This is a genomic window from Anaerococcus cruorum (assembly GCF_046365495.1).
GTDB lineage: Bacteria > Bacillota > Clostridia > Tissierellales > Peptoniphilaceae > Anaerococcus > Anaerococcus cruorum.
The window spans coordinates 239,602-265,692 of the sequence record NZ_JBGMEH010000003.1; the positions used below are offsets into that span (position 1 = coordinate 239,602).

Annotated in this window: 22 protein-coding genes; 3 read left to right on the top strand and 19 right to left on the bottom strand. The window is 30.9% G+C overall.

Annotation, left to right across the window (positions count from 1 at the left end):
* Positions 1-73 precede the first annotated feature (73 nt).
* From ACCQ40_RS04330 to ACCQ40_RS04350, 5 genes are read right to left on the bottom strand one after another with little or no spacing between them, the layout of a single operon-like run.
* Positions 74-4,201 (bottom strand): PolC-type DNA polymerase III, encoded by a 4,128-nt coding sequence (locus tag ACCQ40_RS04330; protein WP_410032758.1) that lies wholly within the window; start codon positions 4,199-4,201, stop codon positions 74-76.
* Positions 4,191-5,252, bottom strand: a complete 1,062-nt coding sequence (ispG, locus tag ACCQ40_RS04335) for a flavodoxin-dependent (E)-4-hydroxy-3-methylbut-2-enyl-diphosphate synthase (RefSeq protein ID WP_410032759.1) — start codon at positions 5,250-5,252, stop codon at positions 4,191-4,193. Before ispG ends, ACCQ40_RS04330 begins: the two co-directional genes overlap by 11 nt.
* A gap of 9 nt (positions 5,253-5,261) precedes the next feature.
* Positions 5,262-6,278: a M50 family metallopeptidase gene (locus ACCQ40_RS04340; RefSeq protein WP_410032760.1), complete on the bottom strand. Its 1,017-nt coding sequence runs from the start codon at positions 6,276-6,278 to the stop codon at positions 5,262-5,264.
* A gap of 9 nt (positions 6,279-6,287) precedes the next feature.
* Positions 6,288-7,064: a phosphatidate cytidylyltransferase gene (locus ACCQ40_RS04345; protein WP_410032761.1), complete on the bottom strand. Its 777-nt coding sequence runs from the start codon at positions 7,062-7,064 to the stop codon at positions 6,288-6,290.
* Complete coding sequence (locus ACCQ40_RS04350; protein WP_410032802.1) at positions 7,051-7,806, bottom strand: isoprenyl transferase; 756 nt, start codon at positions 7,804-7,806, stop codon at positions 7,051-7,053. The genes ACCQ40_RS04345 and ACCQ40_RS04350 overlap by 14 nt, the downstream gene beginning before the upstream one ends.
* 177 nt (positions 7,807-7,983) lie before the next feature.
* On the opposite strand from ACCQ40_RS04350, the gene ACCQ40_RS04355 reads away from it, so the two are divergent.
* Entirely contained in the window at positions 7,984-8,730 is a 747-nt protein-coding gene (locus ACCQ40_RS04355; protein ID WP_410032763.1) for an ECF transporter S component, read from the top strand.
* A complete protein-coding gene (locus ACCQ40_RS04360) occupies positions 8,731-9,513 on the top strand; it encodes a type III pantothenate kinase (protein WP_410032764.1) in 783 nt (260 codons plus the stop codon). It abuts the gene before it with no gap.
* Positions 9,514-9,530: 17 nt separating this feature from the next.
* Here ACCQ40_RS04360 and ACCQ40_RS04365 read toward each other — a convergent pair whose 3' ends face one another.
* The 10 genes from ACCQ40_RS04365 to ACCQ40_RS04410 form a co-directional block, all read right to left on the bottom strand.
* On the bottom strand, positions 9,531-11,228 hold the full coding sequence (locus ACCQ40_RS04365) for an alpha-keto acid decarboxylase family protein (protein ID WP_410032765.1): 1,698 nt from the start codon (positions 11,226-11,228) through the stop codon (positions 9,531-9,533).
* 175 nt (positions 11,229-11,403) lie between these two features.
* Positions 11,404-11,940: a phosphoribosyltransferase family protein gene (locus ACCQ40_RS04370; protein WP_410032766.1), complete on the bottom strand. Its 537-nt coding sequence runs from the start codon at positions 11,938-11,940 to the stop codon at positions 11,404-11,406.
* Positions 11,941-12,482: 542 nt separating this feature from the next.
* Positions 12,483-13,148, bottom strand: a complete 666-nt coding sequence (locus ACCQ40_RS04375; protein WP_410032767.1) for an ABC transporter ATP-binding protein — start codon at positions 13,146-13,148, stop codon at positions 12,483-12,485.
* Positions 13,145-14,368, bottom strand: coding sequence for a peptide ABC transporter permease (locus ACCQ40_RS04380; RefSeq protein WP_410032768.1), 1,224 nt, complete (start codon positions 14,366-14,368; stop codon positions 13,145-13,147). The genes ACCQ40_RS04375 and ACCQ40_RS04380 overlap by 4 nt, the downstream gene beginning before the upstream one ends.
* 529 nt (positions 14,369-14,897) lie before the next feature.
* A complete protein-coding gene (locus ACCQ40_RS04385; protein ID WP_410032769.1) occupies positions 14,898-15,185 on the bottom strand; it encodes a hypothetical protein in 288 nt (95 codons plus the stop codon).
* Positions 15,186-15,523: 338 nt separating this feature from the next.
* The gene (locus tag ACCQ40_RS04390; protein ID WP_410032770.1) at positions 15,524-16,705 is read right to left on the bottom strand and encodes a GspE/PulE family protein; all 1,182 of its coding nucleotides are present in this window, start codon (positions 16,703-16,705) and stop codon (positions 15,524-15,526) included.
* Positions 16,705-18,234, bottom strand: a complete 1,530-nt coding sequence (locus tag ACCQ40_RS04395) for a YifB family Mg chelatase-like AAA ATPase (RefSeq protein WP_410032771.1) — start codon at positions 18,232-18,234, stop codon at positions 16,705-16,707. Before ACCQ40_RS04395 ends, ACCQ40_RS04390 begins: the two co-directional genes overlap by 1 nt.
* 1 nt (position 18,235) lies before the next feature.
* Positions 18,236-19,135 (bottom strand): RluA family pseudouridine synthase, encoded by a 900-nt coding sequence (locus tag ACCQ40_RS04400; protein ID WP_410032772.1) that lies wholly within the window; start codon positions 19,133-19,135, stop codon positions 18,236-18,238.
* 61 nt (positions 19,136-19,196) lie between these two features.
* Positions 19,197-20,333: a hypothetical protein gene (locus ACCQ40_RS04405; protein WP_410032773.1), complete on the bottom strand. Its 1,137-nt coding sequence runs from the start codon at positions 20,331-20,333 to the stop codon at positions 19,197-19,199.
* An 83-nt stretch (positions 20,334-20,416) separates the two neighbouring features.
* Positions 20,417-21,223, bottom strand: a complete 807-nt coding sequence (locus ACCQ40_RS04410) for a hypothetical protein (RefSeq protein ID WP_410032774.1) — start codon at positions 21,221-21,223, stop codon at positions 20,417-20,419.
* A gap of 135 nt (positions 21,224-21,358) precedes the next feature.
* Here ACCQ40_RS04410 and ACCQ40_RS04415 point away from each other — a divergent pair, with 135 nt between their 5' ends.
* A complete protein-coding gene (locus ACCQ40_RS04415) occupies positions 21,359-22,186 on the top strand; it encodes an exodeoxyribonuclease III (RefSeq protein WP_410032775.1) in 828 nt (275 codons plus the stop codon).
* A 45-nt stretch (positions 22,187-22,231) separates the two neighbouring features.
* Here the strand turns inward: ACCQ40_RS04415 and ACCQ40_RS04420 are convergent, their stop codons facing one another.
* The 4 genes from ACCQ40_RS04420 to ACCQ40_RS04435 all read right to left on the bottom strand — a co-directional run bounded on the left by ACCQ40_RS04420 (position 22,232) and on the right by ACCQ40_RS04435 (position 26,080).
* A complete protein-coding gene (locus ACCQ40_RS04420; protein WP_410032776.1) occupies positions 22,232-23,359 on the bottom strand; it encodes a hypothetical protein in 1,128 nt (375 codons plus the stop codon).
* A 58-nt stretch (positions 23,360-23,417) separates the two neighbouring features.
* Positions 23,418-24,458 (bottom strand): hypothetical protein, encoded by a 1,041-nt coding sequence (locus tag ACCQ40_RS04425; protein WP_410032777.1) that lies wholly within the window; start codon positions 24,456-24,458, stop codon positions 23,418-23,420.
* A 123-nt stretch (positions 24,459-24,581) separates the two neighbouring features.
* Complete coding sequence (locus ACCQ40_RS04430) at positions 24,582-25,808, bottom strand: CAMP factor family pore-forming toxin (RefSeq protein WP_410032778.1); 1,227 nt, start codon at positions 25,806-25,808, stop codon at positions 24,582-24,584.
* A 137-nt stretch (positions 25,809-25,945) separates the two neighbouring features.
* Entirely contained in the window at positions 25,946-26,080 is a 135-nt protein-coding gene (locus ACCQ40_RS04435; protein ID WP_394011952.1) for a hypothetical protein, read from the bottom strand.
* Between the last annotated feature and the right edge of the window lie 11 nt (positions 26,081-26,091).

Here is a 26,091-nt window from a genome sequence, read left to right on the forward strand (position 1 = left end):
TAGTTAATATTAAATAATTTTTAATAAATTTAAACACAAAAAAACTGCTATTTATAAAAATAGCAGTTTAAAATCAAAACATCCCATCAAATAAACTCATTTGATTTTCTTCCTGGATGCCGTCTATAATACCAAAAGTTTTTAAACTTTCTAGGGCATTTTTATTAACTTTTGTTCTTTTATTAAAGTCTTCTATTGATATAAATTCTCCTTTTTCACGTTCCTCTACAATATCTAAGGCCATGGCCTCTGATACGTTATCTACGGAACTTAAAGGTGGAATTAAGTAACCATTTTCTTTATTTAAAATAAACTTTGTAGCATCTGATTTATATAAATCAGCCTTATCAATTTTTATATCACGAGCATACATTTCTTCTGCAACTTCTAATACTTTTCTGATATTTTCATCCCTAGCCGTTAAATCAAATCTTTGCTTATAGCTATTTAGGGCTGTTTGGATAGACTCTAGGCCATTTATTATTATAGAATAAACAAAATCATTAACTTTTGTATTAAAATATGTCGCATAAAAGGCTGCTGGATAATAAACCTTATAATAAGCTATACGATAACTCATCAAACAATACGCTACCGCATGGGCTTTCGGGAATAGGTATTTTATTTTAAGACACGATTCTAAATACCACTCTGGTACACCATTATCTCTCATGTAGTCAACTTGTTCTTCTGATAAGGCCTTACCCTTTCTTACAATTTCCATGATTTGGAAAGACTTTTTCTTATCAAGTCCTTGCTGGATAAGGGAGTTCATTATATCATCACGGGTTGAGATTATTTCATTAAAGTTTGCAGTTTTTGACATGATTAAGTCTCTGGCGTTATTATTCCACACATCAGTACCGTGGGATAAACCTGATATACGAGTCATTTCCGAAAATTTTGTTGGATAGGTTTCTTTAAGCATGCCACGTACAAAGTTTGTACCAAATTCTGGGATTCCCAAAGTACCTATTTCGTTATTTGAAAAATCATGTTTTATGTCTAATGGCTCAGTTGATGAAAATATCTTCATTACTTTTGGATCACCCATTTTTATTTGTAATGGATCAGTACCCGTTAAATCTTGTAAGGCACGGATAATAGAAGGCACATCATGGCCCAGCAAATCAAGCTTCAACAAAGTTTCATGCATCATGTTGTAGGTGAAGTGTGTAGTTTTAATATCACCTGCAGGGTCATCTGCTGGATACTGGATAGGTGTTATATCAAAAATATCTATATCATTTGGCACAACAATTAGCCCCCCAGGGTGCTGGCCTGTAGTTCTTTTTACATCTTTAAGTCCTCTTTGAAGTTTTCTGATTTGAGCATTAGTAAATTCTTCATGGTACTCTTCAGAATATTTTTTAATATACCCAAAGGCCGTGTTATCTTGGATAGCTCCTATAGTTCCTGCACGAAATACCTTGCCCTCACCAAATAATTCTTCTGTAAACCTATGGATAGTTGGTTGGTATTCACCAGCAAAGTTTAAATCTATATCTGGTTCCTTGTCTCCTTCGAAACCTAAAAATACTTCGAATGGAATATTATGCCCATCTTTTCTTAAAGGAGTGCCACATTCTGGACAATTCTTGTCTGGATAATCTATACCAGCCCCTAATCTATCTTCTTCAAAAAATTCACTATATTTACATTTTGGGCAGACATAATGAGGTGACAATGGATTTACTTCTGTAATATCAGCCATAGTTGCTGCAAAAGATGAACCAACAGACCCACGAGATCCTACTAAATAACCATCTTCATTGGATTTTCCTACTAGGTCTTTGGCAATTATATAAAGAACTGCATATCCATTTGATATTATAGAATTTAATTCTTTATTTAATCTATCTTCTACAATCTTTGGTAGAGGATTTCCATAGATAGAATGCGCTTTTTCAAAACAAGTATTTCTTAGTTTTTCATCTGACCCTTCTATAACTGGAGGAAATGTTCCAGGTGGGATTGGCCTAATATCTGCAATTTGTTCTGCAATTTTTTTAGGATTTGCAATCACTATCTCTCTTTGTTTATCTTTATCGAGATATGGAAAACCCTCTAGCATCTCATTTGTAGTTCTTAGATAATATAAAGGTTTATTTTCATGGTATCTTACAAACTGTCCCTTATGAAGGATGTTTCTTAGAATATAATCATCTGCCTTAAAATATCTAACTCCTCCAGTAGCGACAACTAATTTATTATTTTTTTCAGCAAGGTCGATTATTTTTTTATTAATTTCAATAATTTGGTCAAAATTTCTTAGTTTTCCCTTTTCAACCTCATCTTCAAAAATGCCCAGAGGTTCTATTTGTAAAAAGTCATAAAGCTCTACTAGCTCATCTATTTTACTTTGAGGATAATCATTTAATAAATATTTAAACAATAGACCATCATGGCCACCGCTACCAATTAAAAGTCCTTCTCTATATTCTTTTATAAGTGAAATAGGAGTTTTAGCTTCGGTACTAAAGTTCTCCATTCTTGATCTTGATATTAATTTATATAAATTTTTAAGACCTACTTCATCTTTAGCAAAAACTAAAGTAGAAAAGTTTTCAAATTTTGCCTTTGGATAGTGGGTTTCTAGTTTATTTATGGAAGATAAACCAAGATCTTGCTCCATTATCATGGCATACATTTTGATAAATATCTGAGCAGTAGCTCTCGCATCATCGCTAGCTCTATGGTGGTTAAAGGCTGGAATATTTAATTTACGAGCAATTTTATCTAGGGAAAATCTACCCATATCAGCAAATAAGGCACGGGCCATTGGCAGAGTATCCATATAAATCGGTGCAAAATCAAGATTAAGGATTTTTGCATTTTCCTGCACAAAGCCAATATCAAAGTCAGAGTTTTGACCAACTAAGATTGAATCACCTGCAAATTCTAAAAACTTAGGTAAGATTTCATTTATCTTTGGCTTATCCATTACCATTTCATTGGTAATTCCAGTAAGTTCTATAACTTTTTCAGGTATCATTTGCTCAGGATTTACTAGTTCATTAAATTCTTCTACTATTTCTCCATCTTTTACCCTTACTGCCCCTATTTCTGTAATCTTATCAGCAAATCTAGAAAGGCCAGTGGTTTCAAGGTCAAATACGACAAACTCTTGGTCTTTTATATCTTTTGTTGTAGGAACTGAATTTGAAGAAAGATTTGTTAAAATTCTTAGTTCATCTTCTACAAGTAAAAGCTCAGCCCCGGGCAGCATTTTTTTGCCCTTTTTGTGGATAGCATCGTATAAATCTGGCAACCCTTGCAAAGTTGCTGTATCAGTTAGACCGATAGCCTCCCAGTCCCAATCATCTAATACTTTTAAAATATCAGCATTATCTACAAAACCATCAAGGTTGGTCATTTTTGTATGAAGCTCTAACTCTATTCTTTTTTCGTAAGCTGTATCTATTTTTTTGCCGATAATAGCATCTTTTAAAGATCTAGCTGTAAAGATTTCCTCATGGGCATAATCATCGTAGTTTAGGACACCTTCAACTTGGACTGCTACACCATTTCTTAAAAGTCTTAGCTTATCCTTATTTTTTTCTGATGAGAATATCTTACAAGAAATCGCATCTGTGCTATCTTCTATATCAAAAGTATAAATAAAATAGTGGTTTTTAGTTTCAAATACATCTAGATTATAAACTGTACCCATAAGAGAAACTTGTAGCCCCTTTTTATCATAAATTTCTGCAATAGGAATTACTTCATTTTTTATTTTTGGACCATAATCTAGGCCATCTATAGGCTCAGCAGGCTTTTTTTCTTCTTTACTATTGCTAAGATTTATGGCATGGCTAATGCGAGCTTGGAGATCTTTTTCTTTTTGATCCATTAATTCTTCTAAAGAATCAGTCTCACAATTTTCTTCATTACTTGCTACAACTTCACGTGTCTTTAAATCTAGGTCCTTATCCTCTATAATCTCCACTTCATTTATATCAGTTTCAATTTCATTACCACAAAAATCTTCTTCTATATCTGGAGTTAAATTTATAAATTCTATTGTAAGAGTTACAAAAGATAAAAAATCATCCAAATCTGACCTTACCTTATCGTCAAAGTGGTCTAGGTCAGATTCGATAGTTAATTTTAATTCATTTTTATTTTTGTTATAAATAGCATTTGTTATTGTATATTCATTTTCTTTAATGTCGACAAAGTTGCTTAAATCAATCTTCATTCTTATAGCTTTCTTTTAAAACATCTAAAAGTGTATCTACTATTTCATCTTCCTTAACTTTTTTTATTGTCTTTCCATCTCTAAATAAGAATCCCATACCATTTGCAGCAGAAATTCCATAATCAGCTTCTTTACTTTCGCCAGGTCCATTTACTGGGCAACCCATAATGGCTACTTTGGCATCAATATTTAATCCATTTGCTTTTTCTTCTACTTCTGCAACTATCTCTTCAAGGTTAACAGTAGTTCTTGAGCAGGTTGGACAAGAAACTATATCGAGGCCATCACGACGTAAATTAAGTGATTTTAAAATTGCTTTACCAGCTTTTATTTCTTCTACCGGATCACCCGTAATTGAAACACGAATGGTATCTCCAATGCCATCTTTTAGTAAAGATCCAATACCTATTGATGATTTTACAAGGGCTTGGTAAAGTGGTCCTGCTTCTGTAACTCCTAAGTGAAGTGGGTAATCTACTAATGAAGACAATTTTCTATAAGCATCTATCATAGTATTTACATCAGATGATTTTACAGATATTTTCATATTATAAAAGTCCATGTCTTCAAGGATTTTTATCTCTTCCATAGCACTGGCTACAAGACTATCAGTATTTACTCCGCCAAATTTATCTACTATTTCTCTGGAAATAGATCCAGAGTTTACACCAATTCTTATTGGTATATTTTTTTCTTTACATGCTTCTACAATTTCTCTAACCTTATCTTCGCTACCAATATTTCCTGGGTTGTATCTTAAACAATCACAACCATTTTCAACTGCTGCTAGGGCAAGTTTATAGTCAAATTGTATGTCAGCAACAAATGGCAAATTAGTTCTTTTTTTTATTTCACTTATTGCTTTTGCATCATCCATATCATTTATGGCTGATCTTGAAATATCACATCCCGCTTCTTCTAAAGCATTGATTTGTTTAACAACTGCATCAATGTCACTAGTCTTTGCAGTGGTCATTGATTGGATAGAAATAGGAGAGTCACCTCCAATTGCAACATCTCCTACATAAATTTTTCTAGTTTCTTTTCTCATTACATCTCCTTAAAAAAGTGTAAATATATCTTTAATTGTGATTATTAATATTAAACTGATTAATATTATAAAACCAACAATAGTAACTTTTTCTTCAATTTTTTTGTTGACCCTTTTTTTAGTAATCATCTCATAAAGATTGGTTACAAGTTTTGATCCATCAAGGGCTGGGAATGGTATCAAGTTAAATACAGCTAGATTTACGCTGATATATGATAAGAAATAAAGGACACTCATGGCTCCATTTTGAGCTTGGTTGCCTATTTCTTTTACAACACCAACTGGTCCTGAAAGCGCACCAAAGGATAATTTGCCAGTAAAAAGCATACCTAAGATATTAAATATCATTTTGACATTGCGCCAGGTTTCTTTAAAACCTAAGCCAATAGCTTCGACAAAATTAACATTTTTCATTTTTGAAGAAACCCCTAAAATAGGAATATCATTTTCAAAAGTTGGTGTAATATTATAAGCTTTTTCACTTCCTTCAGCTGTTTTTGTAACAACTTCTACTGGACTATCTTTAGCATTTTTTCCATAATAATCTGCTAATATTTTAGAAATATCAGTAAATTCTTCAATATTTTGATTATTTATAGCTACTATCTGATCATCAGTAGATATGCCCGCTTCTTTAGCAGGTGAATTTTCAGAAAATCCTCCTACAAAAGTAGTGCTTGTTCCAGTATTAAAGGCTACAATTGTAAAAACTATAACGGCTAAAAGTAAATTCATACCAGGGCCTGCTAGGATTGTTAAAAATCTTTTAAAAGCTGGCGCATTGTCATAGCTACGTGGGTCTGATGATGATTCATCCTCTCCTTCCATAGCACAATAACCACCTATTGGTAAGAGTCTTAAAGAATATTTAGTTTCTCCACTTTGCTTACTAAATATTTCTGGTCCCATGCCGACTGCAAATTCATTTACTTTTATATCTGATAATTTTGCCACAATAAAATGTCCAAACTCATGGATGGTTACCAGAGCTAAAAACATAATCATGGCAATAATAAATGTTCCCATTATTTCTCCTTACAAAACAGAAAATAAATAAAATAACGGAGCTATAAATATCATAGAATCAAAACGATCCATAATACCTCCATGACCTGGTATAAGATTTCCAAAGTCTTTTATCCCTGTTTTTCTTTTTATATAAGATGCCACCAAGTCCCCTATTTGTGATAGAATAGCACCTAAAGCTGCAAAAATAATTATTAAACTTATATTTAGATTTAATATAGCATAGTTATTGTAAATTAAATTTAAAATAACTGCCCCTAAAACTCCACCTATTGATCCGGCCAAAGTTTTATTTGGACTTATGTGACTTACAGCTGCTATTTTTTTCTTACCAATAAGAGAGCCTGTTAGATACGCAAAGGTATCAGAACCCCAAGATGTAATATATAGCATCCATAAAAATTTAATTTCGCGAGTCCTTACAATAGACCCCATTAGCCCTGCCACATAAAATAAAATAAATATATGGGCAAGGATATCCTCTAACTTTGTATGCTGATCAAAAATTAAAATTCCAAAAATAATTGCAAATGATAAAATTAAGCCAATAGCAAATAATTCTTTTTTTTCATAAAAACTTGCTGCCATGACTATAAGGTCGCATATATATAATAAAGCTTTATTAAATCTAAAATCTATATTAGAAAAGGCATCTGTCAATTCTTTTATAGCTATTAGGGAAAATATAGTAAAACCAATAGCTAGGCTAGTTTTTCCAAAATAAGTTATAGCTATTAAAATAAATAAAATTAAAGCTCCCCCAAGAGTTCTTTTAATCAGATTCATCAAGTGCTCCATATCTTCTATTTCTATTTTTAAATGCTTCTAAGGCCTTATCAAGCTCATCTTGATCAAAGTCTGGCCATAATACATCTGTAAAATATAGTTCAGAATAAGCTATCTGATAAATTAAAAAATTTGATATTCGGATTTCTCCCCCTGGCCTGATTAATAAATCTGGATTAGGGATGCCAGCAGTATACAAATTATCCGCTATCAAGTCTTCAGTAATTTCTTCTGGCCCATAGCCTTTTGCAATAATTTGTTTAACAGCATGGACTATTTCATCTCTGCCTCCGTAATTTAAGGCTATATTAATAACTAAAGACTTATTATCTTTAGTTTTTTCAAGCGCTTGTTCAACTGCTTTGCGAGTTGGTCCTGGTATAGCAGATAAGTCTCCTAAAAAATTTAGCTTACAGTCTTCTTTCATTAATTGATCTATCTTTTTTTCTACAAATTTTATTAAAAGTTTCATCAAATAATCCACTTCACTTGCTGGTCTTTTCCAGTTTTCTGTAGAAAAAGCATATAAAGTAAGGTATTTTATCCCACGTTTTTTTGCATGAATTGCAATATCCACGACATTTTCTGCCCCATTTTTATGGCCAAAAGTTCTTGGTTTATTTTGTCTTTTAGCCCAGCGGCCATTACCATCAAGGATTATTGCAAGGTGATTTGGTGTGTTTGTATTTTCCATAATTTCCTCTTTTAAAAGTCTAGGCTTATTATACCATTTTTTAAAGATAAATTATTAACAAAATGTGTCCGTGTTTACCCCCTATAAAGCTTATGATATAATCAAAAAAAGCTCTTATATATTTTAGGCAGGATACAATTGATTCTAGCTTTTTAAAAATATATAAAAGTTTTGTGTTTTAATCATAAGAACGGTATCTATAATGAACCGTATCAGGAGGTAAAAATGAATAAAAAAACTCTATCCAGCAGAAAATTGGTTACTGCTGCAGTTCTTGGTGCCATTACAATTGTACTTGGCCTTACTCCACTTGGTCTAATTCCCCTTGGAATAATAAATGCCACTACTATGCATATTCCAGTAATTATAGCAGCGCTGGTAGAAGGGCCAGTTGTTGGAGGGCTGGTAGGCTTTATTTTTGGAGTATTTTCTTTAGTAAACGCAATAACAAGACCAACCCCAGTTTCTTTTGTCTTTTACAATCCACTTATTTCAATTGTTCCTAGAATTTTAATTGGGATTACTTCTTATTATGCCTATAAGGCTGTTAAAAAATTAGATGATAAAAATTTAAAATCACTTTCCAAAATTCTTTGGGCTCTAATTTTATTATTTCTAATTTATTTACTTTATAGAAATATTAAAACAGGAGAATCTATGGCAAATATTATCTTAGTACTTGTTTTAATAATTGCTTCTATAGGACTTTTAGTCTATTCTATAAAAAATGAAACTAAAGATTTCCCAATAGCAGTAGGGGCTTTTATTGGCTCTATGACCAATACAATTTTAGTTTTAGGTGGGATTTATTTAATCTATGCTCAAAAATATGTAGAAGCTTTAAATATTCCTTTAGAAAATGCAAGATCAGCTATACTTGGAGTTTCAATAACATCTGGTCTACCAGAAGCTTTTTTATCAATAATTATTACAACTGGAGTTGTAAAAGCAGTTAGCAAAACGAGGAGATAAATGTTACTAGCAATTGATATAGATAATAAGTTTACTAAATTTGGAATTTTTGATAATGAAAATTTACTAGTAACTTTTAATCTTGTAAGCGATAAAAATAAGTCCATTGACGAAATAGAGGTATTTATCAAGCTTATATTAAAGGATAAAAATATTAATATCTGCAATATAAAAAATATAATTATTTCAACTGTAGTACCAGAATTGGCTTTAATTTATGAAAAAATTTCTAAGTCCTTAACTGGTACAAACCCTATTTTGATATCAGCAGGAGTTAAAACAGGATTAAATATTAAGTGTGAAAATCCCAAAGATGTGGGATCTGATAGGATTGTTAGAGCTGTTGGAGCAAAAGACTTAGATGATAATCTAATAATAATTTCTGCTTCATCTATTACAACAATAGATCTTATTAACAATAAAAATGAGTTTAGGGGTGGAGTTATATTTCCAGGTATAGATTTATATGCCAAATCTCTTTACCAAGAAAGTTCAAAATTGCCCCAGGTAGAAATAGAAAAAACTAGGGAAGTTTTAGGGAATAACACAAAAAATGCCATCCAAAGTGGCATATACCACAGCTACAATTTTGCAATCATTGGTATGGTAGAAAAAATCATAGACCAATACGATCTAGACAAAGCTAATTTATCCATAATTATAACCGGGCCACACGCAAACCTGATAGAAAATAATAGTTACAAATTTAAAAATATCCCTAATCTAGGGCTGTATGGACTTAAAAATATTTTTGATATAAACAAAGAAAAACTGCAGAAATAAATCTGCAGTTTTTTATACTAAGCCTTAAAGTCTGGTTCTGGGTTTTCTGGACCTCTTTTTCCAAAGTTAAAGTCTTCTTTATTTTTACCATAATCTACCATTACTTCTGGTGAATCTTCTTGGTGCATATAAACTGTAATGATGATTCCTTCATTTACATCATCAAGAGTTTTTAATATTTCTTCAAGTTCTCCTTGAGTTCTTGCTTCAGCAGTTTTCATATTAGATTGACCTTTACTGAAAGCTTGTGGTAGTAATGAGTAATCCCATTTTGGAATATCATTATAGTCTCTTTTCATCCCCATTATATAACGTTCAATTGTATATCCGTCATTATCAATTAGGAAAATAATCGGATTTTGCTTGTTATAAATCATCCTAGAAAGAGCTTGGGCACTTACTTGGAATGATCCATCACCGATTAATAGGATGTGACGTTTTTCAGGACTTGCAAGCATAGCCCCCATTTGCATTGGTAGCATAGCTCCAATTGATCCCCAAATTTGGCTTCTTACAAGTTTTACTCCGTCAGGAATTTTTATTTCTGTAAGCCCGTGGCTTGCTGTACCAGTTTCACCGTAAACCACATCATTTTCTTTAAAGTATCTTGCAATTTGTGCGTAGAAATCCTCTTGTCTGATTAGTTTATCAGCTTCAAAGTTAAATTCTTTTTCTTTTGTTTGGTTTACACTGTCAATTTTTTCTCTTTGAGAGACATTTTTAAGACCTAGATTTACTAAATCTTCTACATAAACTGCTTCAAAAATATCATCGCCTACTTTTGTATAGTCAGCCTTTATTATTATAGAATCTTCTGGGAGTTTAGATGTAAATTCACCATTATTAGCTTGCATGAATACTGGCTCAATGGAGATTAAGAAATCAGAATTTTCTATCTTTTCTTGAACTCCCTCATCTGATTCATCTCCTTGGTAAATTCCTAGATATAAAGGATGAGATTCATTATAATATGCTTTTGCTGTAGCTAAAGCTGCAAATGGAACTTGGGCTCTTTCGATTAATTCAAGTACTTTGTCAGCTACATCATATCTATCAACCGCTTCATCGATTAAAACTATAGGATTTTTAGCATTTTCAAACCTTTGAGCAATTTTTTTAGCAGCGGCTTCTAACCTTTCCTCATCTGAATTAGTTTTCTTTTTATCAATAGGTTTTAAATCATCTTCTATTTCTATATCAAGATATGCAATATTTGATGGTAATTCAATATTTACTGATTTACTATATCTTACTGCTCTTTCAATAAGTCTATCTATTTCATATCTGGCATTTTCATGAGTAATTAAAACTGAATCATCTACAAACTCATTCATTGCACGACGTACATTTTCATAGTCTCCATCGGCTAGAGTATGGTGGGTCATTTTTCGCTCTCTCATAGCAAATAAAGGTGGCGTACCAGAAATGATTATAATTGGTCTGTGTTCTGCAACAGATCCTGCAATCCCGCCTAAAGCATTTAGGTCCCCTACACTGTAAGTAGTCATAAGAGCAGAAATACCATTTTCATTTGCATAGCCATCTGCAGCAAAGGCAGCATTTAGCTCATTGCTCATACCAACAAATTCAATTTCATCATCTTCTGAAATTTGCTCTAGAAACTCTAGATTAAAGTCACCAGGCTCTCCGATAATGTGTTTAATATTTAATTCCTTAAGTCTTTTAAGGATATAATCCCCAATAGTAATTTTCATTATTATTCCTTTCTTTTTATCCATTTTGTGGAGTCATTAAGATATATACCCAGAACTAAAAAACTTTACCAAAAAAAATCAAGATTTTAAATCGTTATAAAATCCACTAGTGAGCTAGTAGTATTTGTAATCAATAAAAAAAACTCCCAAATTTCTTTGGAAGTTTTAAAATCATTTATACTTCAAATAAAGGAAGCTTTTCTAAATAGATTATATCTTCTCTATCAGCCGCATCTCCTTCTGCAAGGATAGCAAGTTTTTGAACTACCTTACCACCTGCTTTTTCCACCAAGGCTTCTAAGGCTGCTATAGATTGACCGGTTGATATTACATCATCAACAAGGGCCACTCGTTTTCCTTTTATTTTTTCTGCATCTTTTAAGTCTAGGTACAATTTTTGGGTATTTGTTGTAGTTATAGAATTTACCTCTACACTTACCGGCTTATCCATATAAGCTTTTACTGATTTTCTTGCTACTATAAAAGATTTTTCTCCTTTGCTTTTGGCTATTTCATGAGCTAGCTCTATGCCCTTAGCTTCTGCAGTAAGAATAATATCGCAGTCAACTTTTTTGCTAAGTTCATAGCCTGCTTTTGCTGCAAGCTCAGCATCTCCTAATAGTACAAATGATGCAATCTTTAAATCATCAGATATTTTAATAATAGGTAAATCTCTTTCAAGCCCACATATCTTTAATTTATAATAGTCCATAAAGTCTCCTCAAAAATTATATCTGATCATACATGACCCTTACTATCTCATCAAAGCTAGTAGTTCCATTAAGAACCTTGCTTATACCACTACTGGCCATAGTTTTAAAGTTATTTTTAGGTGCGTATTGGCTTAAGCTTACTAGATCTATATCACCAACCCTTACCTTATCACGAAATTCATCTTTATTGAATGATACGTTGTAAAACTATTTACATATAATAATATTACTTAAATATTTTAGAATAATGTCCTTTAGAGGTATAAGTAGTAAGACTTTTATTACTCTATTTAATATATTTCCAATAGTCTTGTAATTATTTGAAATAGTAACAAATAAATTTTTAACTTATTTGATACACAATTATTATATCCTATATAGACTATTTAGGTAGTCCTAACCAAATAGCAAAAATAATTAAGATTAATCCTATAAAAATTATAGGTATACTCAAATTTTTATTATCTTTCTTTCTTATAAATCCTAAAGCAATAAAAAATATACCCACAATAAAGGATAATATCATTATAAAAAATCCCATTTATACATTCCTTTCAAGTTTAATTACTCTATCGTGTTGACTAGCTATATTCATATCATGTGTTACAGTTACTATCGTAACATCTTGCTCTTTATTCATTTTAAACAAAAGATTCATAATCTGTTGCTTATTATACTCATCTAAAGAAGCAGTCGGTTCATCACATAAAATAAGGGATGGATTCATTATTATAGCTCTAGCAAATATAGCACGTGATTTTTCTCCACCAGAACATTCGAGAGGCTTCTTTTTTAATATACTTTCAATTCCAATCTTATTTAAAATCTCATTGAATCTTTCCTCCTTGAAAATATATTCTGAGTCAGCATACTGTAAAGGCAGCTTTATATTCTCCTCAATGGTTATAGAGTTAATCAGCGCTGATTCCTGAAGTACAAAACCAATCTTTTGATTTCTCCACTTAGCTAACTGTGTAGATTCCATGTTATTAATTAAAGAATCAAAAAGCATATATTCTCCATCATAATCAGTATCAAGTAGTCCAAGAATGTTTAATAAAGTTGTTTTTCCCACACCAGATCTTCCTACAATAGATACTTTTTCACCTTTATTAACATTGAGTCTAAAGTTATTTAAAACAGATGTTAATTGTTTTTTATTTCTGTAAGCTTTCTCATTTATTTTTAAATCAATAACTTTTTTCATTGTAACACTCCTAGTGAAATAGGTACTTTCTTAATTTTATGTAATAATATTTCAACAATAAGTACTCCTATTATTAAGTCAAATATGATTACTCCAATTAATGCCAACCAGTCCATATTTGTTAATCCTAGTATACCAAAGCTAACCGATAAAATCTCTTTCCTTAACCAATATCCACGATTTGAAAAAGCAATTATTGCATATAAAATAAGTAGATTTATAACAAATAAAATTCCATAATATCCGTATAATATCTTACGGAGTTTCTTATAGCTTAATCCAGCAAATAGATTAATAGTAAAATCTTTAATCATCATGTTTATACCTGATAATGAGCACCAAATAGTAATCAAAATTAAAACTAATGATATAATCATACTAACTATAAGTATAGATCTTAAAGAGTCTAGATAGTATTCTTTAAAATATCCAAAATTTTCTTCTTGAGTAAAGAAGTTGTATTTTAAACCTGTATTTTCATATATAGTTTCCTTTAAGCTTTCAATTTTATTCTCAGACGTATCTAGAATTATCATATCTGAAAGTCCTTGATCTTGAAGCCCAATGTTAGATTGATCAATGAATTCTTTATTAGCTGGTATAATAATAGAAAAATTATAATATTCTTTTGAGTTTAATGCATATATATTAGAACGATGGTAATCCTGTTCTAGTATACCTTTAACTCTTAAAGTAATATCTTTTGAAAGTGCTGGATCTACTATTTGTATAGTAGAATCTAAAGGATAGTCTTTACTTAATCCGCTACCTATAATAACAGGAATTTCTGAATCTTCTTTTAAGTCATAATCAAATTCTAAACCTGTACCCTGTGATAATCTAAATTTATTTAATCTATAGTAAGTTTCATTTATATACGCACAAGAAGCTTCCATATTATAAGAGTTTGGAGGGGTAACAATAAAACCATTTGCAAACATCCCATAAGAAAAATTTTCATCTAAATAATCATATATTCTTCGAAAGTCAGACTCACTGAATGCCCCCATATCAAAATTTGACTCTGGATCTAAGTTAGATATAAAACTATTTTCTTGATTTAGATGGCTTACTTCCTTATATCCTTCTAATGTTGATAATGCAGAACGCATAGCTGTAAAAACTAAGTAATTACTTAAGAAAATCATCAAGAAGACACCTATAGCAACTAATATTTTCTTTAAAAATATTTCTTTTATAAAGAATTTAAAAACTTTCAAAATTTCCTACTTTCCGTGAACTAAATAATATATATATAAGTAAAGGACAACTCAAATAAATATTATTAATAATATTCAATCCTAATGCAAAAACTATAATATATGATAGTATAAAAGCAATAAACCATACTAGTAAGCAATCTAAAGCATATTTACTAGCAATAGATTCCAAATTACCCCCTACAATATATCTACAATAAATCTCATTCTTTTTTGAATTTAACATTTTATAATGAAAAATTATAAGAATAAATGATATTGCAAACATTATATAAGTCTGATAGTCATAGAATTGCTTTAAATAAATCTCTAAAAGAAGTGAATCTACAGGTAATATTCTTATATAATCAAATAGTATATTAAACGCATAGCAAATAAAGTAACAAATAAATAACAATAATCTTTCATACCATCTAAACAAAGATTTGGACATAATAATCCCTCATACACTTTTTTAACAATTTTTATTAGAAATTATAGCTACAATATTATAATTTAAACTAAGTTAATATTTTTCTAATAAAAGCGATTATCCATGATTCCAATAGAATTTCGTTGTATAATTTTTACCCCAACGTACCAAATCATCCCATACGCTTCCAGTCACTTTTCCTTTTTTAGCAGTTCTTTTAAGTAAAGTTTGTCCATTTCTGGTATAGGTAAAGGATGCCCAATTATATCCTGAACCTGAATAATTCCAAGCAGCTCCATTATATTGTACTTGACCAACTTCATAGTTTGATGCTCCATTCATACTATCTCCGTATCTTTCAGCATAAGCAACATTAGCCACTCCTACAATTAGAGTTAATGCCAATAAAAACTTTACAATTTTTTTATAACTTTTAGATTTTATATTCATAATTTGATTCCTTTCTTGTAGCTATAATCCCTGTATTTATAATAACATACCCCCAACTTTTTACAACCATTTTGTTAAATTTTTTACGAAACTATAATATTAAATATAATATCAAATAAGAAACTTAAAAAATGAGTCAAGTCCATAATATTGCGTGAAATTTACTAGCACAATATTATGGACTTGACTAAAAAAAGTTAGTTACTTAATTTAAATATATTATTTTGTATAAAATTAGACGAAAATACTACTTATCTTTGTCTAAATAAACATAAAATACCACTTCTGTAAAATCATATCTGATCATACATAACATTAATAAGTTCATCAAAGCTTGTTGAACCTTCAAAGACTTTAACTAGTCCATTGTAAACCATAGATTTAAAGTTGTTGGTTTTTGCATAGTCACTTACACTTACTAAGTCTATTTGATTGTTTCTAACCATATCCCTAAACTCATCTGTAAGAATAAAAACTTCTTCACAAGCTTCTCTTCCCCTATAGCCTTCGTTGCAATTTGGGCAACCATTTGGCCTATAAATTTCTTTATTTCTATCAATATCTATATATTTTTTAGCCAAATTATATTCTAAGTCTGTCATTTTATCTGGTATTTTGCAATCACAAAGTTTTCTTACTAGGCGTTGACTAGCAACTGCATTGATAGCAGAGGATAATAAATAATTTTCTACTCCCAAATCTTTAAGTCTAATAATAGATGATAAGGCATTATTAGTATGAAGGGTTGTTAAAACTAAGTGACCAGTTATAGCAGCCCTAATAGCAATTTGCGCAGTTTCGTAATCTCTTATTTCCCCAATTAAAATTATATCTGGGTCCTGCCTTAAAATGGAGCGCAGAGCCTTGGCAAAGGTAAAATCTATCTTTTCATTTATATTTATTTGATTAATACCTGGGATATTATATTCCACAGGATCCTCAACTGTGATTATATTTTCAAAATCATTATTTAGGTTTTCTAAGAGTGAATAAAGGGAAGTTGACTTACCAGATCCTGTTGGTCCTGAGAAAATAAGCATGCCAGAACGATTTTTTAAAGCCTTATCTAAAGCTAATTTTGATTCTTCGCTAAAACCTAAAAGATTTGCCCTTTGCCTAAATTTACCTAGAGATAAGATTCTTATTACCATCTTTTCTCCGTTGATAGTTCCAATTACAGAAACTCTAAAATCAATGTTGGGATAGGCTTTTAATTTTAAATTTTGGTCTTGGGGTCTACGACTTTCACTAATATCCATATTTGCTAAAAGTTTTAGTTTTGAAACTAGCATTTCATAATTTTGCCTAGTTATCCTTAAAACTTCATCAAGTCTACCATCTATTCTAAGCCTAATTCGGCCATAATTTTCTTCAGGCTCTATATGAATATCACTTGCCCTATAAAAAAGTGCATAGTCGAATAAATCATAGATAAATTTATCAATATTTCTTACAATATCTCTTTGATCAACCATTATTCTCCCCAGTATTTCCCATCAAGGGTCCTATATCTAATTGCTTCTAGCAAATGCTTTTGTTCTATTTCTTGACTATTATCTAAATCTGCTATGGTTCTTGCCATTTTTATAATTTTATTAAAACTTCTTACAGAAAAATTATATTTATTAAAGGCCATTTTGGCTATTTTTTCTACATCTGGGCTAAGTTTTATATATTTTTTCATTTGAGCTGTAGAAAGTTCTGAATTTGCAGATACTTTTTCATCTTTGTAACGGTCTTCTTGGATTTTTCTAGCTCTTATTACTTCTTCTTTTAATTCTTTTGAAGATTTGGAATAAGCCGTACTTTTTAAATCATCATATTTTACAGGAGATATTTCTATATGGATATCTATCCTATCTAGAATCGGTGCAGAAATTTTATTTAAGTACCTTCTAATCTCATTTTGCGAACAAGTACATTCCTTTAATGGATTACCATAATTACCACATGGGCATGGATTCATAGCTGCTATTAAAATAAAATCGGATGGATATTTTAAGCTTGCTTGGGCACGAGAAATATTTATTTCTCTGTTTTCTAATGGTTCTCTTAAAGCTTCTATAGTTTTTTTATTAAATTCTGGAAACTCATCTAAAAATAAAACTCCTCGGTGAGCCAGAGAAATTTCTCCAGGTTTTGGTATAGAATGTCCTCCACCAATTAAAGCTACTTCACTTGCGCTGTGGTGGGGTGCTCTAAAGGGTCTTTCATTTACAAGACCTCCCTTATCAAGAAGGCCCATTATAGAATATATTTTAGTTACTTCTACTTTTTCATCAAAACTCATATCAGGTAAGATTGTTGGCAAATGTTTGGCCGAAAAAGTTTTGCCACTGCCTGGTGGGCCTATCATTAATAGATTATGGTTACCTGCTGCTGCAATTTGTAAGGCACGTTTTAAGCTTTCTTGGCCCTTTATATCTGCAAAATCTAGGTCATAGGCTACTTCATTATTTACTTTTGCTAGGTCTATTTGATATGGTTTTACTTCTGTTTCTTTATTTAAAAAATTAACTATCTCATTTAAATTTTTAAAAGGAAGTATGTCCACATCACTTATAATTGCACACTCATCCTTATTTTCATCCGCTATTATAAATTTAGTAAAGCCAAGCTCACGCATAGAAATAACCATGGCAAGAGCTCCTTTTACTGGCATGATGCGTCCATCAAGGGCTAGTTCTCCTAAAAATATGTAATCTTCATATGGATAAGTTATAACTCCCATGGAACTTAAAAGAGAAATTGCTATAGGTAAATCCAACTGAGTTCCTTCTTTTTTTAAATCTGCTGGAGATAAATTTACAGTAATTCTTCCGGGAGGAAAGGAATAACCAGAATTGCTAATAGCAACTCTAACTCTTTCCTTGGATTCTTTTATAGAAGAATCTGGCAAACCTACAATTAAAAATGCTGGCAGGCCAGAAGTAATATCCGATTCTACTTCTACTAAGTTTCCAGCAAGCCCTATTAAAGAGCAAGTATTTGTTTTTGAATACATCTTATTCTCCAAGTCCTAAGACATTTTGATATTTTAAAAAAGTTTCGTGAGGCTTGGCCTCAAAGCTTACATAGTCTCCATTTTGGTCAGTAAATCCCAAGTACCTACAATGTAGTAATTGATGGTCTAGGTTAAAATTGGTTTTTACATTGCCATATACAGGATCTCCTACAAGTGGGTGGTTTAAATGGGTCATGTGGACTCTAATTTGATGGGTGCGACCGGTTATAATGTGAATTTTAACTAAAGAAAAACCTTGCACTTCTTTTATCACTTCGTATTCACTTATGGCTATTCTACCTGAAGGTCTTACTGCCATTTTTCTACGATCTTTTATATCCCTATCCATATAATTTTCTATCCTTCCCGATTTTTTATCAAAATTACCATGAACTATGGCGATATATTCCTTATCCACTTTTCTTGTTTCAAAAAGAGTTTTCATATATTTATAGGACTCATTATTTTTTGTAATTACCATTAGCCCTGTTGTATCCTTATCTAGCCTATGGACAATGCCTGGTCTATCATCTCCACCGATGTGAGATAAACCTTCATAGCCATATCTATCTAAAAGACCATTTACCAAAGTACCAGTTATTATGGATCCTGCAGGGTGAACTATTACATTTTCATCTTTATCTATTACTGCATAGTCATCATTTTCATAAACTATTTTTAAATCCATTGCCTCTGGCTTTATTTCTGGAACCTCAAAAAGCTCATCGTCTATTTCTATTTCATCATCTATTTCTAGTTTATAGCTTGGTTTTATAGCCTTATTATTTACTTTTATTTTTTTATTCTTTATAAAAGTTTTTATCTTCTCACGAGGGATTTCTTCAAACTCATCGGAGATATATTTATCAACTCTTATACTTTCAAATGCTTGTAATTTCATAATTTTATTATAGCATAGATTTTTGCACAAAAAAATGCAGGATAATCCTGCATTTTAAATATTATTTACTTTTCTTTTTTAACCAACCTGCACTAACTGCCATTACTCCTAAAAGTGGAGCTACTGGTGTGACACCTGTACCAGGATTATTTTTTATTCCATTTACTGTTTTGTTTTCTTTATCCTTATTTTCTTCTTTTTTTACTGGCTCAGTTTTTGTAGTTTCTTTTTTATCATTTTTTTCTACTTCTACTGATTCTTCTTCATTATCTGTATCTTCTTTTTCTACTTGGGTTACTTCTTTAGCTGGCTCTTCTACTTCTTTTCTCATCCATTTTTCGATTTTTTCAATCTTTCCTATTTTACCATCTTCATCTTCATTATAGGAGATTAAATACCTATCTCCTACTTTAGGATTTGTATCTTCAAGAATATCGATAGATTCTTCATAAGACTTACCACTTTTTGTATCTTTTAGTACTAATTTTTCGCCTTCTATAATTTGTACTATTTCAAATTCATTAGTTACTATATTATTTTTTAAAACCTGGTTTAGCTTTTCTACCCTGTAAATTTCTCCAAATTGACCAGGATATGATTCCATAACTATGCCATCCCAATAAATTTTATATTTATCTCCTACTTGAGGTGCTTCATCTCTTAGGTCATCAAAACTTATTGAATAAACATTATCTTTATTGCCAGTTTCAAAAACATTTGCTGATGTATACATAGGGTCATTAGCAAATACTTCACCTACTTCTACTTCTATAGTTTCAGTATTTTCTGGTAGCTTATCTATATCCATATTTACAGGTTTTTCGTATTTTTGGATTAAAGATAAGTCTTCTTTTTTGATATTATCCTTGTTTAACTCATGGATATTTTTATCAGTTTTGATTTGGTATTCATCTTTTAAGCTAACATTATCTTCAAAAAACTCTTTTCCCAAGGTAATGTTGCTATACTGATCATCTGTGCTAATTTCTACAGCATCGTCACGATTTTCCCCGGCATATGAAAGGGTAACTTGGCTTTCACTTATATTTGTTACATTAAATATATAGCTATGTTCTTCGTTTTCTGATGTTTGTGTTAATTCTTTATCAATTTTTATATCATTGTCTGCGTATGTTTTAGGACTTATTGCAAATAAAAAAGTAAAACTAAGTCCTAGTGCTAAAATTTTATTTTTCATAAAATCCTCCTTTAGCTTCCTTTATGTATATTACCCAAAATAGTGATATAAACATCAAAAAAAGCACCCTTGGGTGCTTGATTTTAGTTATTATAGGAAGTAATGTCCCTATATTTTTTGACATCATTGCCAAAGAATAAAAATTCTTTTTCTACATACTTGCCATCTTCTAATACTAAGGCGTGGACTACTATATTATTTCCTTCTATAGGATCTATCATGCCCATTTTTACATCTTCATAATCTTGGGCCAATCTTTTGTTATATTCAATAAGCATTTGCCTATAGACACTTGCTACACCGTGGTAAAAACCATCTGGTTCATTTTGGGCAATATTATCAGCATCATTTAACATATCTTCCATAGCTCTTAGCTGAGCTTCATTGATTGCTTCTATATTCTTCTTACTTGTAACTACTCTTAGATCATCTAAAAGATAATTAAGATTATCTATTACTTGCCCGTAACTTTCTACTAGATTAGATTTATCTCTTTCATAGCCTTCCAAAAGTTTATCGTATTTATCAATAATATCATTATATATATCCATACCTTCTTCAGTTACAAAATAGCTATAGTAAAAGGTATCTCCATCTTCATTTTTAGTATCTATTTCAATTAAGCCCTTATCAACTAGAGAAAATAAAGTTTTTTTCATAGTTGGATAATCTTGGTTTGCTATAAAAAAGTCTTGATTACCAACCCCACTTGATATAAGCCCATGTCTAAAATATGCTTCTCTTATTAGCATTTCAGTTTCTTTTAAATTTAGATCATAAAAACGGCCTAGCTCTCCCCAGCCAATCTCTAATGATTCTTTTATATAGTTAAACCTTTCCAAATAATCATATACACTTGAAATGATTTCTAAACCATGTGAATTTTCCATAAGACCTCCTTAGTTTTTAAAAATATTTACCTATATTCATTATATCATCTAATGCTTTAATTTTGACTAAACTTGCAATAAAACCTAGTAACTTTTATAATGATTTTATAACTTACCCCAGTAAAGGAGATTAATTTGAAATTTATTTCATGGAATATAGACTCACTAAATGCGGCTTTAACCAGTGATTCAAATAGAGCTGTCATGACTCGTGAAGTTTTTGAAACTATAAAAAAAGAAGACCCTGATGTAATTGCTCTCCAAGAGACTAAATTACCACAAACAGGTTTATCAAAAAAACATAAGGAAAAGCTAGCAGAATTTTTTCCAGATTATAATTATGTACATGTAAACTCTAGTGAAGGAGCCCGCAAATCCTATGCTGGTTGCATGACACTTTTTAAAAAGGAATTAGATATTAATAGTAATTTCCCTATTATAGATGCACCAGAACCTATGGATTTAGAAGGTAGAATGGTTACCTTAGAATTTGATGATTTTTACTTTACCCAGGTTTATACACCAAATGCAGGAAATGAACTAGTTAGACTAGATGACAGGCAAGTGTGGGATAGAAAATATGCAGCTTATCTAGCTAAACTTGATAAGGAAAAACCAGTTATTGCTGCTGGAGATTTTAATGTAGCTCACACTCCCATTGATCTTGCTCATCCTGAAAATAATCATAGGTCACCAGGTTTTACAGATGAAGAACGTGAAGGATTTACTCATATTTTAGGACATGGTTTTATAGATACCTTTAGATATATTCATGGTGATGTAGAAGGTAAATATACTTGGTGGGCTCAAAGAGTAAAAACCAGTAAGATAAATAATTCAGGCTGGAGAATAGATTATTTTTTAGTTAGTGATAGGATAAAAGATAAAATTACACGTTCAGATATGATTGATTCTGGCAAACGCCAAGACCATACACCAATAGTTTTAGAGATTGATATATAAAAAAAGCCCTTGTGAAAATCACAAGGGTTTATTTTTTAATATTTTTTAATATTTTTTAGTTTTTTTAGCTAAGATAGATGCTGCTCCAGCTGTTCCTAGGACTCCCATGGATGAAAGAATACCAGTTTTTGGATTTGCTCCGCCCTTTCTATCTGTCATAGAGTTGGTAACTACATTTTTATTTGGTAAAGCTTGGTCTTTTTTCTCATCGCTTTTAGCTGGTGTAGTATTATCTTTTGAATCTGTTGACATTTTTGCATCAGATTTTTTAATTTCTGCTGGTGTTTTACTGTTATTTATTTTTTTGATTTCAATATCACCTACAAACTGAGCAGGAATTGATCTAGTTGCTAGGCCTGTGTGAGTTATTTCTAGTTCATCTCCCACAGCAAGATCCATGTCTGCTACATCTTCTTTATTTATAGAATATTTATTTTCCTTATCAGATTTTTTATAAATAGTATAACCACCATCCGCTACTTTTTCTACTATAAAATTTTCAGTTACTTTTTCGTCTTTCTTTTCATTATCTATATCTTGGTCATCATATTTTTTTACTTCAAATATCTTTCCAAATTGAGCTGGATAAGATTCCATAACTACTCCATTGTGGGTGATTTCTAATTTATCACCTACATTTAAGTCCACATTTTTTGCATCTTTTTTGCTGATGATATATTTATTATCATTGTTTTTTATATCTGCAATAGTATAGCCATCTTCATTTACTTTTTCTACCACAAAATGATCTTTAATTTTTTCTTCTTTTGTTTCATTCTCTGTATTGTCAGCTTGGTCATCTTTTTCAATTGAATAAATTTTACCAAATTGGGCTGGATTTGATGGCATTATTATGTCATCATGGCTGATTTTATATCTATCACCTACATCTATTTCCTTATCGGCAAATTTTTCTTTTGGAACATTAAATTCTGCTCCATCATAAGATGGAGTCATATTTCCATCTAAAGCCTGTACAAATTTTAATGTAACTGTACCTTCAAAAACCTCAGTTACTTCATAAAGGTCAGTTTGGATTTCTTTTTCATCTTTACTTTCACTAGTCATTTCAATTTTTGATTGGTTATTCATTTGATCATTTTCACTAGCTGCAAATGTATTTGCACTTGGTAAAACAAGTATAGCCAGTGCTAGGGTTGCTAATTTTTTCATATATACCTCCTATCGTGCTTTTATAATAACAAAGGAGATGTTAAATTCGTGTTAAATTTTATTTTAATGTTTTAAGAGCCCTATCTACTAGTTTTTCTGACTCTTCTACAGATGGTTTTAGAGTTTTTTCTATAGATTTGGCGATATTTGGATAGTCATTTAAAAGTTTTCTACCAGCATTTGCCATTATCATGTTGTCATAGATAGAAAGTGCTAGTTTTTTATCCTTTTCCGCTTCAAGTTTTTTGCCATACTTAATTTGGATAACTTTTATAATAGCCTTTGAATTATCATCTGCTTTTCGCTCTTCTTCTGTTAGTAGAGCCTTATATCCTCTTTTAATAATTATATCTGATTCTTTTATAGAATCTTTCAAGCTTTCTCTACTTGCTACATCTAAAGAATGAATATTTTCTACAAGGATTGCTGCTGCTTCTGATTCTACTAAGTTATCAAAAAGTTTATTTGCTAAAATTTCTGTAGAGGTCATATTATTGTCTGGCACTTTTTTGGTAATTTCAGATTTATATACTTCTGGTATAAACATCTCTTCATAACCATTAGTTGGGAACATATGCCAGATTTTAATTTGATCACCTGGTTTTAAATCTATATTATCAAAATTTGATAAATCTGCTATATAAATAGACTTTGAAAGATTTTTTTTAACATAATCATTACCTGCTTCAACAGTTTTAAATCTAATTTCATTTTTTGCTTTATCTACTTTAACTACTTCATAGGTTGCCCTATATACTTCTTCTGGAATCTTATCTTTTGGATAATCTTCATTTGTATATATCCCTACAAAGGTATCCTCTTCTACTAAAACAGTATTAGGGTCTTCTCCCCTTTTGTATTTAATATCTTTTCTAACACCAAAGCTCTTATCATTTATCACACCATCATAATCTGGATATATTGGAGAAAAACTAGTTGTATATCCGCTAGGCCTGTATAATTTTCCATCAAGGGTAAAAGTATGTTGTTGTTGATTTAAAACAACTGAATCATTATTATCTGCTGGTGCTGCTTGACTAACTCCTACTGGCATAGCTATAAGGGACGCTAGTAAAAATGCTTTAGTAATCTTTTTCATATGTACCTCCTTAATTTGTTCTTCTATTTGAAATATACCCAATTCTTAAAATAAAAAGAAACCTCCCTTATATAAAGGAGGTTTTAAATAATTGAGGACTGTTATATGAATTTTGTTTGTATACTATTCAGCTATTTCGCTTGCTTCTTCTACTGGAGTTTCTTCTTCTGGCTGAACTTCTTCTGTTTCAGCTTCTAGTTCTTCTTCGATTTCTTCATCTTCAGCAGTTTCTTCATTAACAACTGGTACCTCTACAGAAGGTGTTTCGTCATTTTCTTCAACTTCTTCAACTGGAATTTCTTCAGCTTTTTCTTTTGTCTGAACTTCTTCAAGTTTTCCTAAAGCTTTGTTAGTAGCCGCTACAATAATTTCATCTGCAGCTTCTACTTCATTTATTGTTGCTCTGCTGTTGTTTAATACTCTATTAGCATCTGCAATTTCTCTATTTAGCTCTTGGATAACTTTTGCATCTACTTTGCCTTTTAAGCTAAAGTCACGTAGGTTTTTTGCAGCTTGTATGTCTTTTTCTAGGGCTAGTTTTGTAGATTTATTTGCAGTTTTTTCACCTTCTGGGATAGATTTGTAAGCTTCTTCTGTCTTAGCAACTAATTCTTCACTGATAGCTTTTACTTCTGCTACTGTTGCAAAGTTATTTCTTCTTACATCTGTAGCTTTTTTTATTAGTAAATCAAATTCTGCTAGTTCATTTGGATCTAGTTTATTTTTTAATTCTTTATTTCTAGCTTCTTTTGCTCTTGATAAAGCTCTGTCTAATTGTTGAAGGGTGTAGTGAGTTCTTTTTGAATCATCTGTTAGTTTTGGAATCTCACGAGCTTTTTCTAATGAAGCTGTTAAGTTTTCAGAAGCTTTGTTTAAGCCATCTTCTTTTTCAAAGATATTTGTTGCTTTTAGGAGAGCACGTGTTACAGAAAATCCTACAATTACGTGAGCTTGTTGTTCGCTATCCGCTAGCTCTGTTGCATCAGCTGTTATTGTTTCTGCTACATTTATTAGTAAATCAATTCTTGGGATAACACTTTTTGTTAAATCAGATACACTGCCGATAGCACCGTTTAATAATTTACTTGTTAGTTCATAAGCACGTTTTAATTCTTTTAACCAGCTTAATGGATTGCCAGAAAGGCCACCAGCTATATTTTCAAGCCCTTCAATTAGACTACCTAGATAGTTTAATTTATCTTTTGCTTCTTTTGCTTGACTTGATTCTTCAGCAGCATATGCTACACTTGATAATGTTGGAGTTTTTTGAGCCATTTTTGTTGCTGGTAAAACTGTATTTGATAATAGTGCTATGGATAATGCGCTTGCTAAAACTTTACTTTTTTTCATAATTATCTCCTTACTGTGTGCAGAATATAATAGATAAAAGCTATTTACTAAGGAGGTAAACTAGATAATTAATTATCTAATTGCTTCTATCTACAAATCTTTTTTCTATACTTTTAATTGCTTATGTTTCAATACTCTTACGCTAGATAAAGTATATCGATAATGTGATCATCTAAATTATCAGCTACTTCTTGATTTCCTTTATTTAGGTTTAGACTAAAAGTTAAAATTAATAAGAAAGTTACTACGATTGCTTTTTTTAAATTTTTCATATTCCTACCTC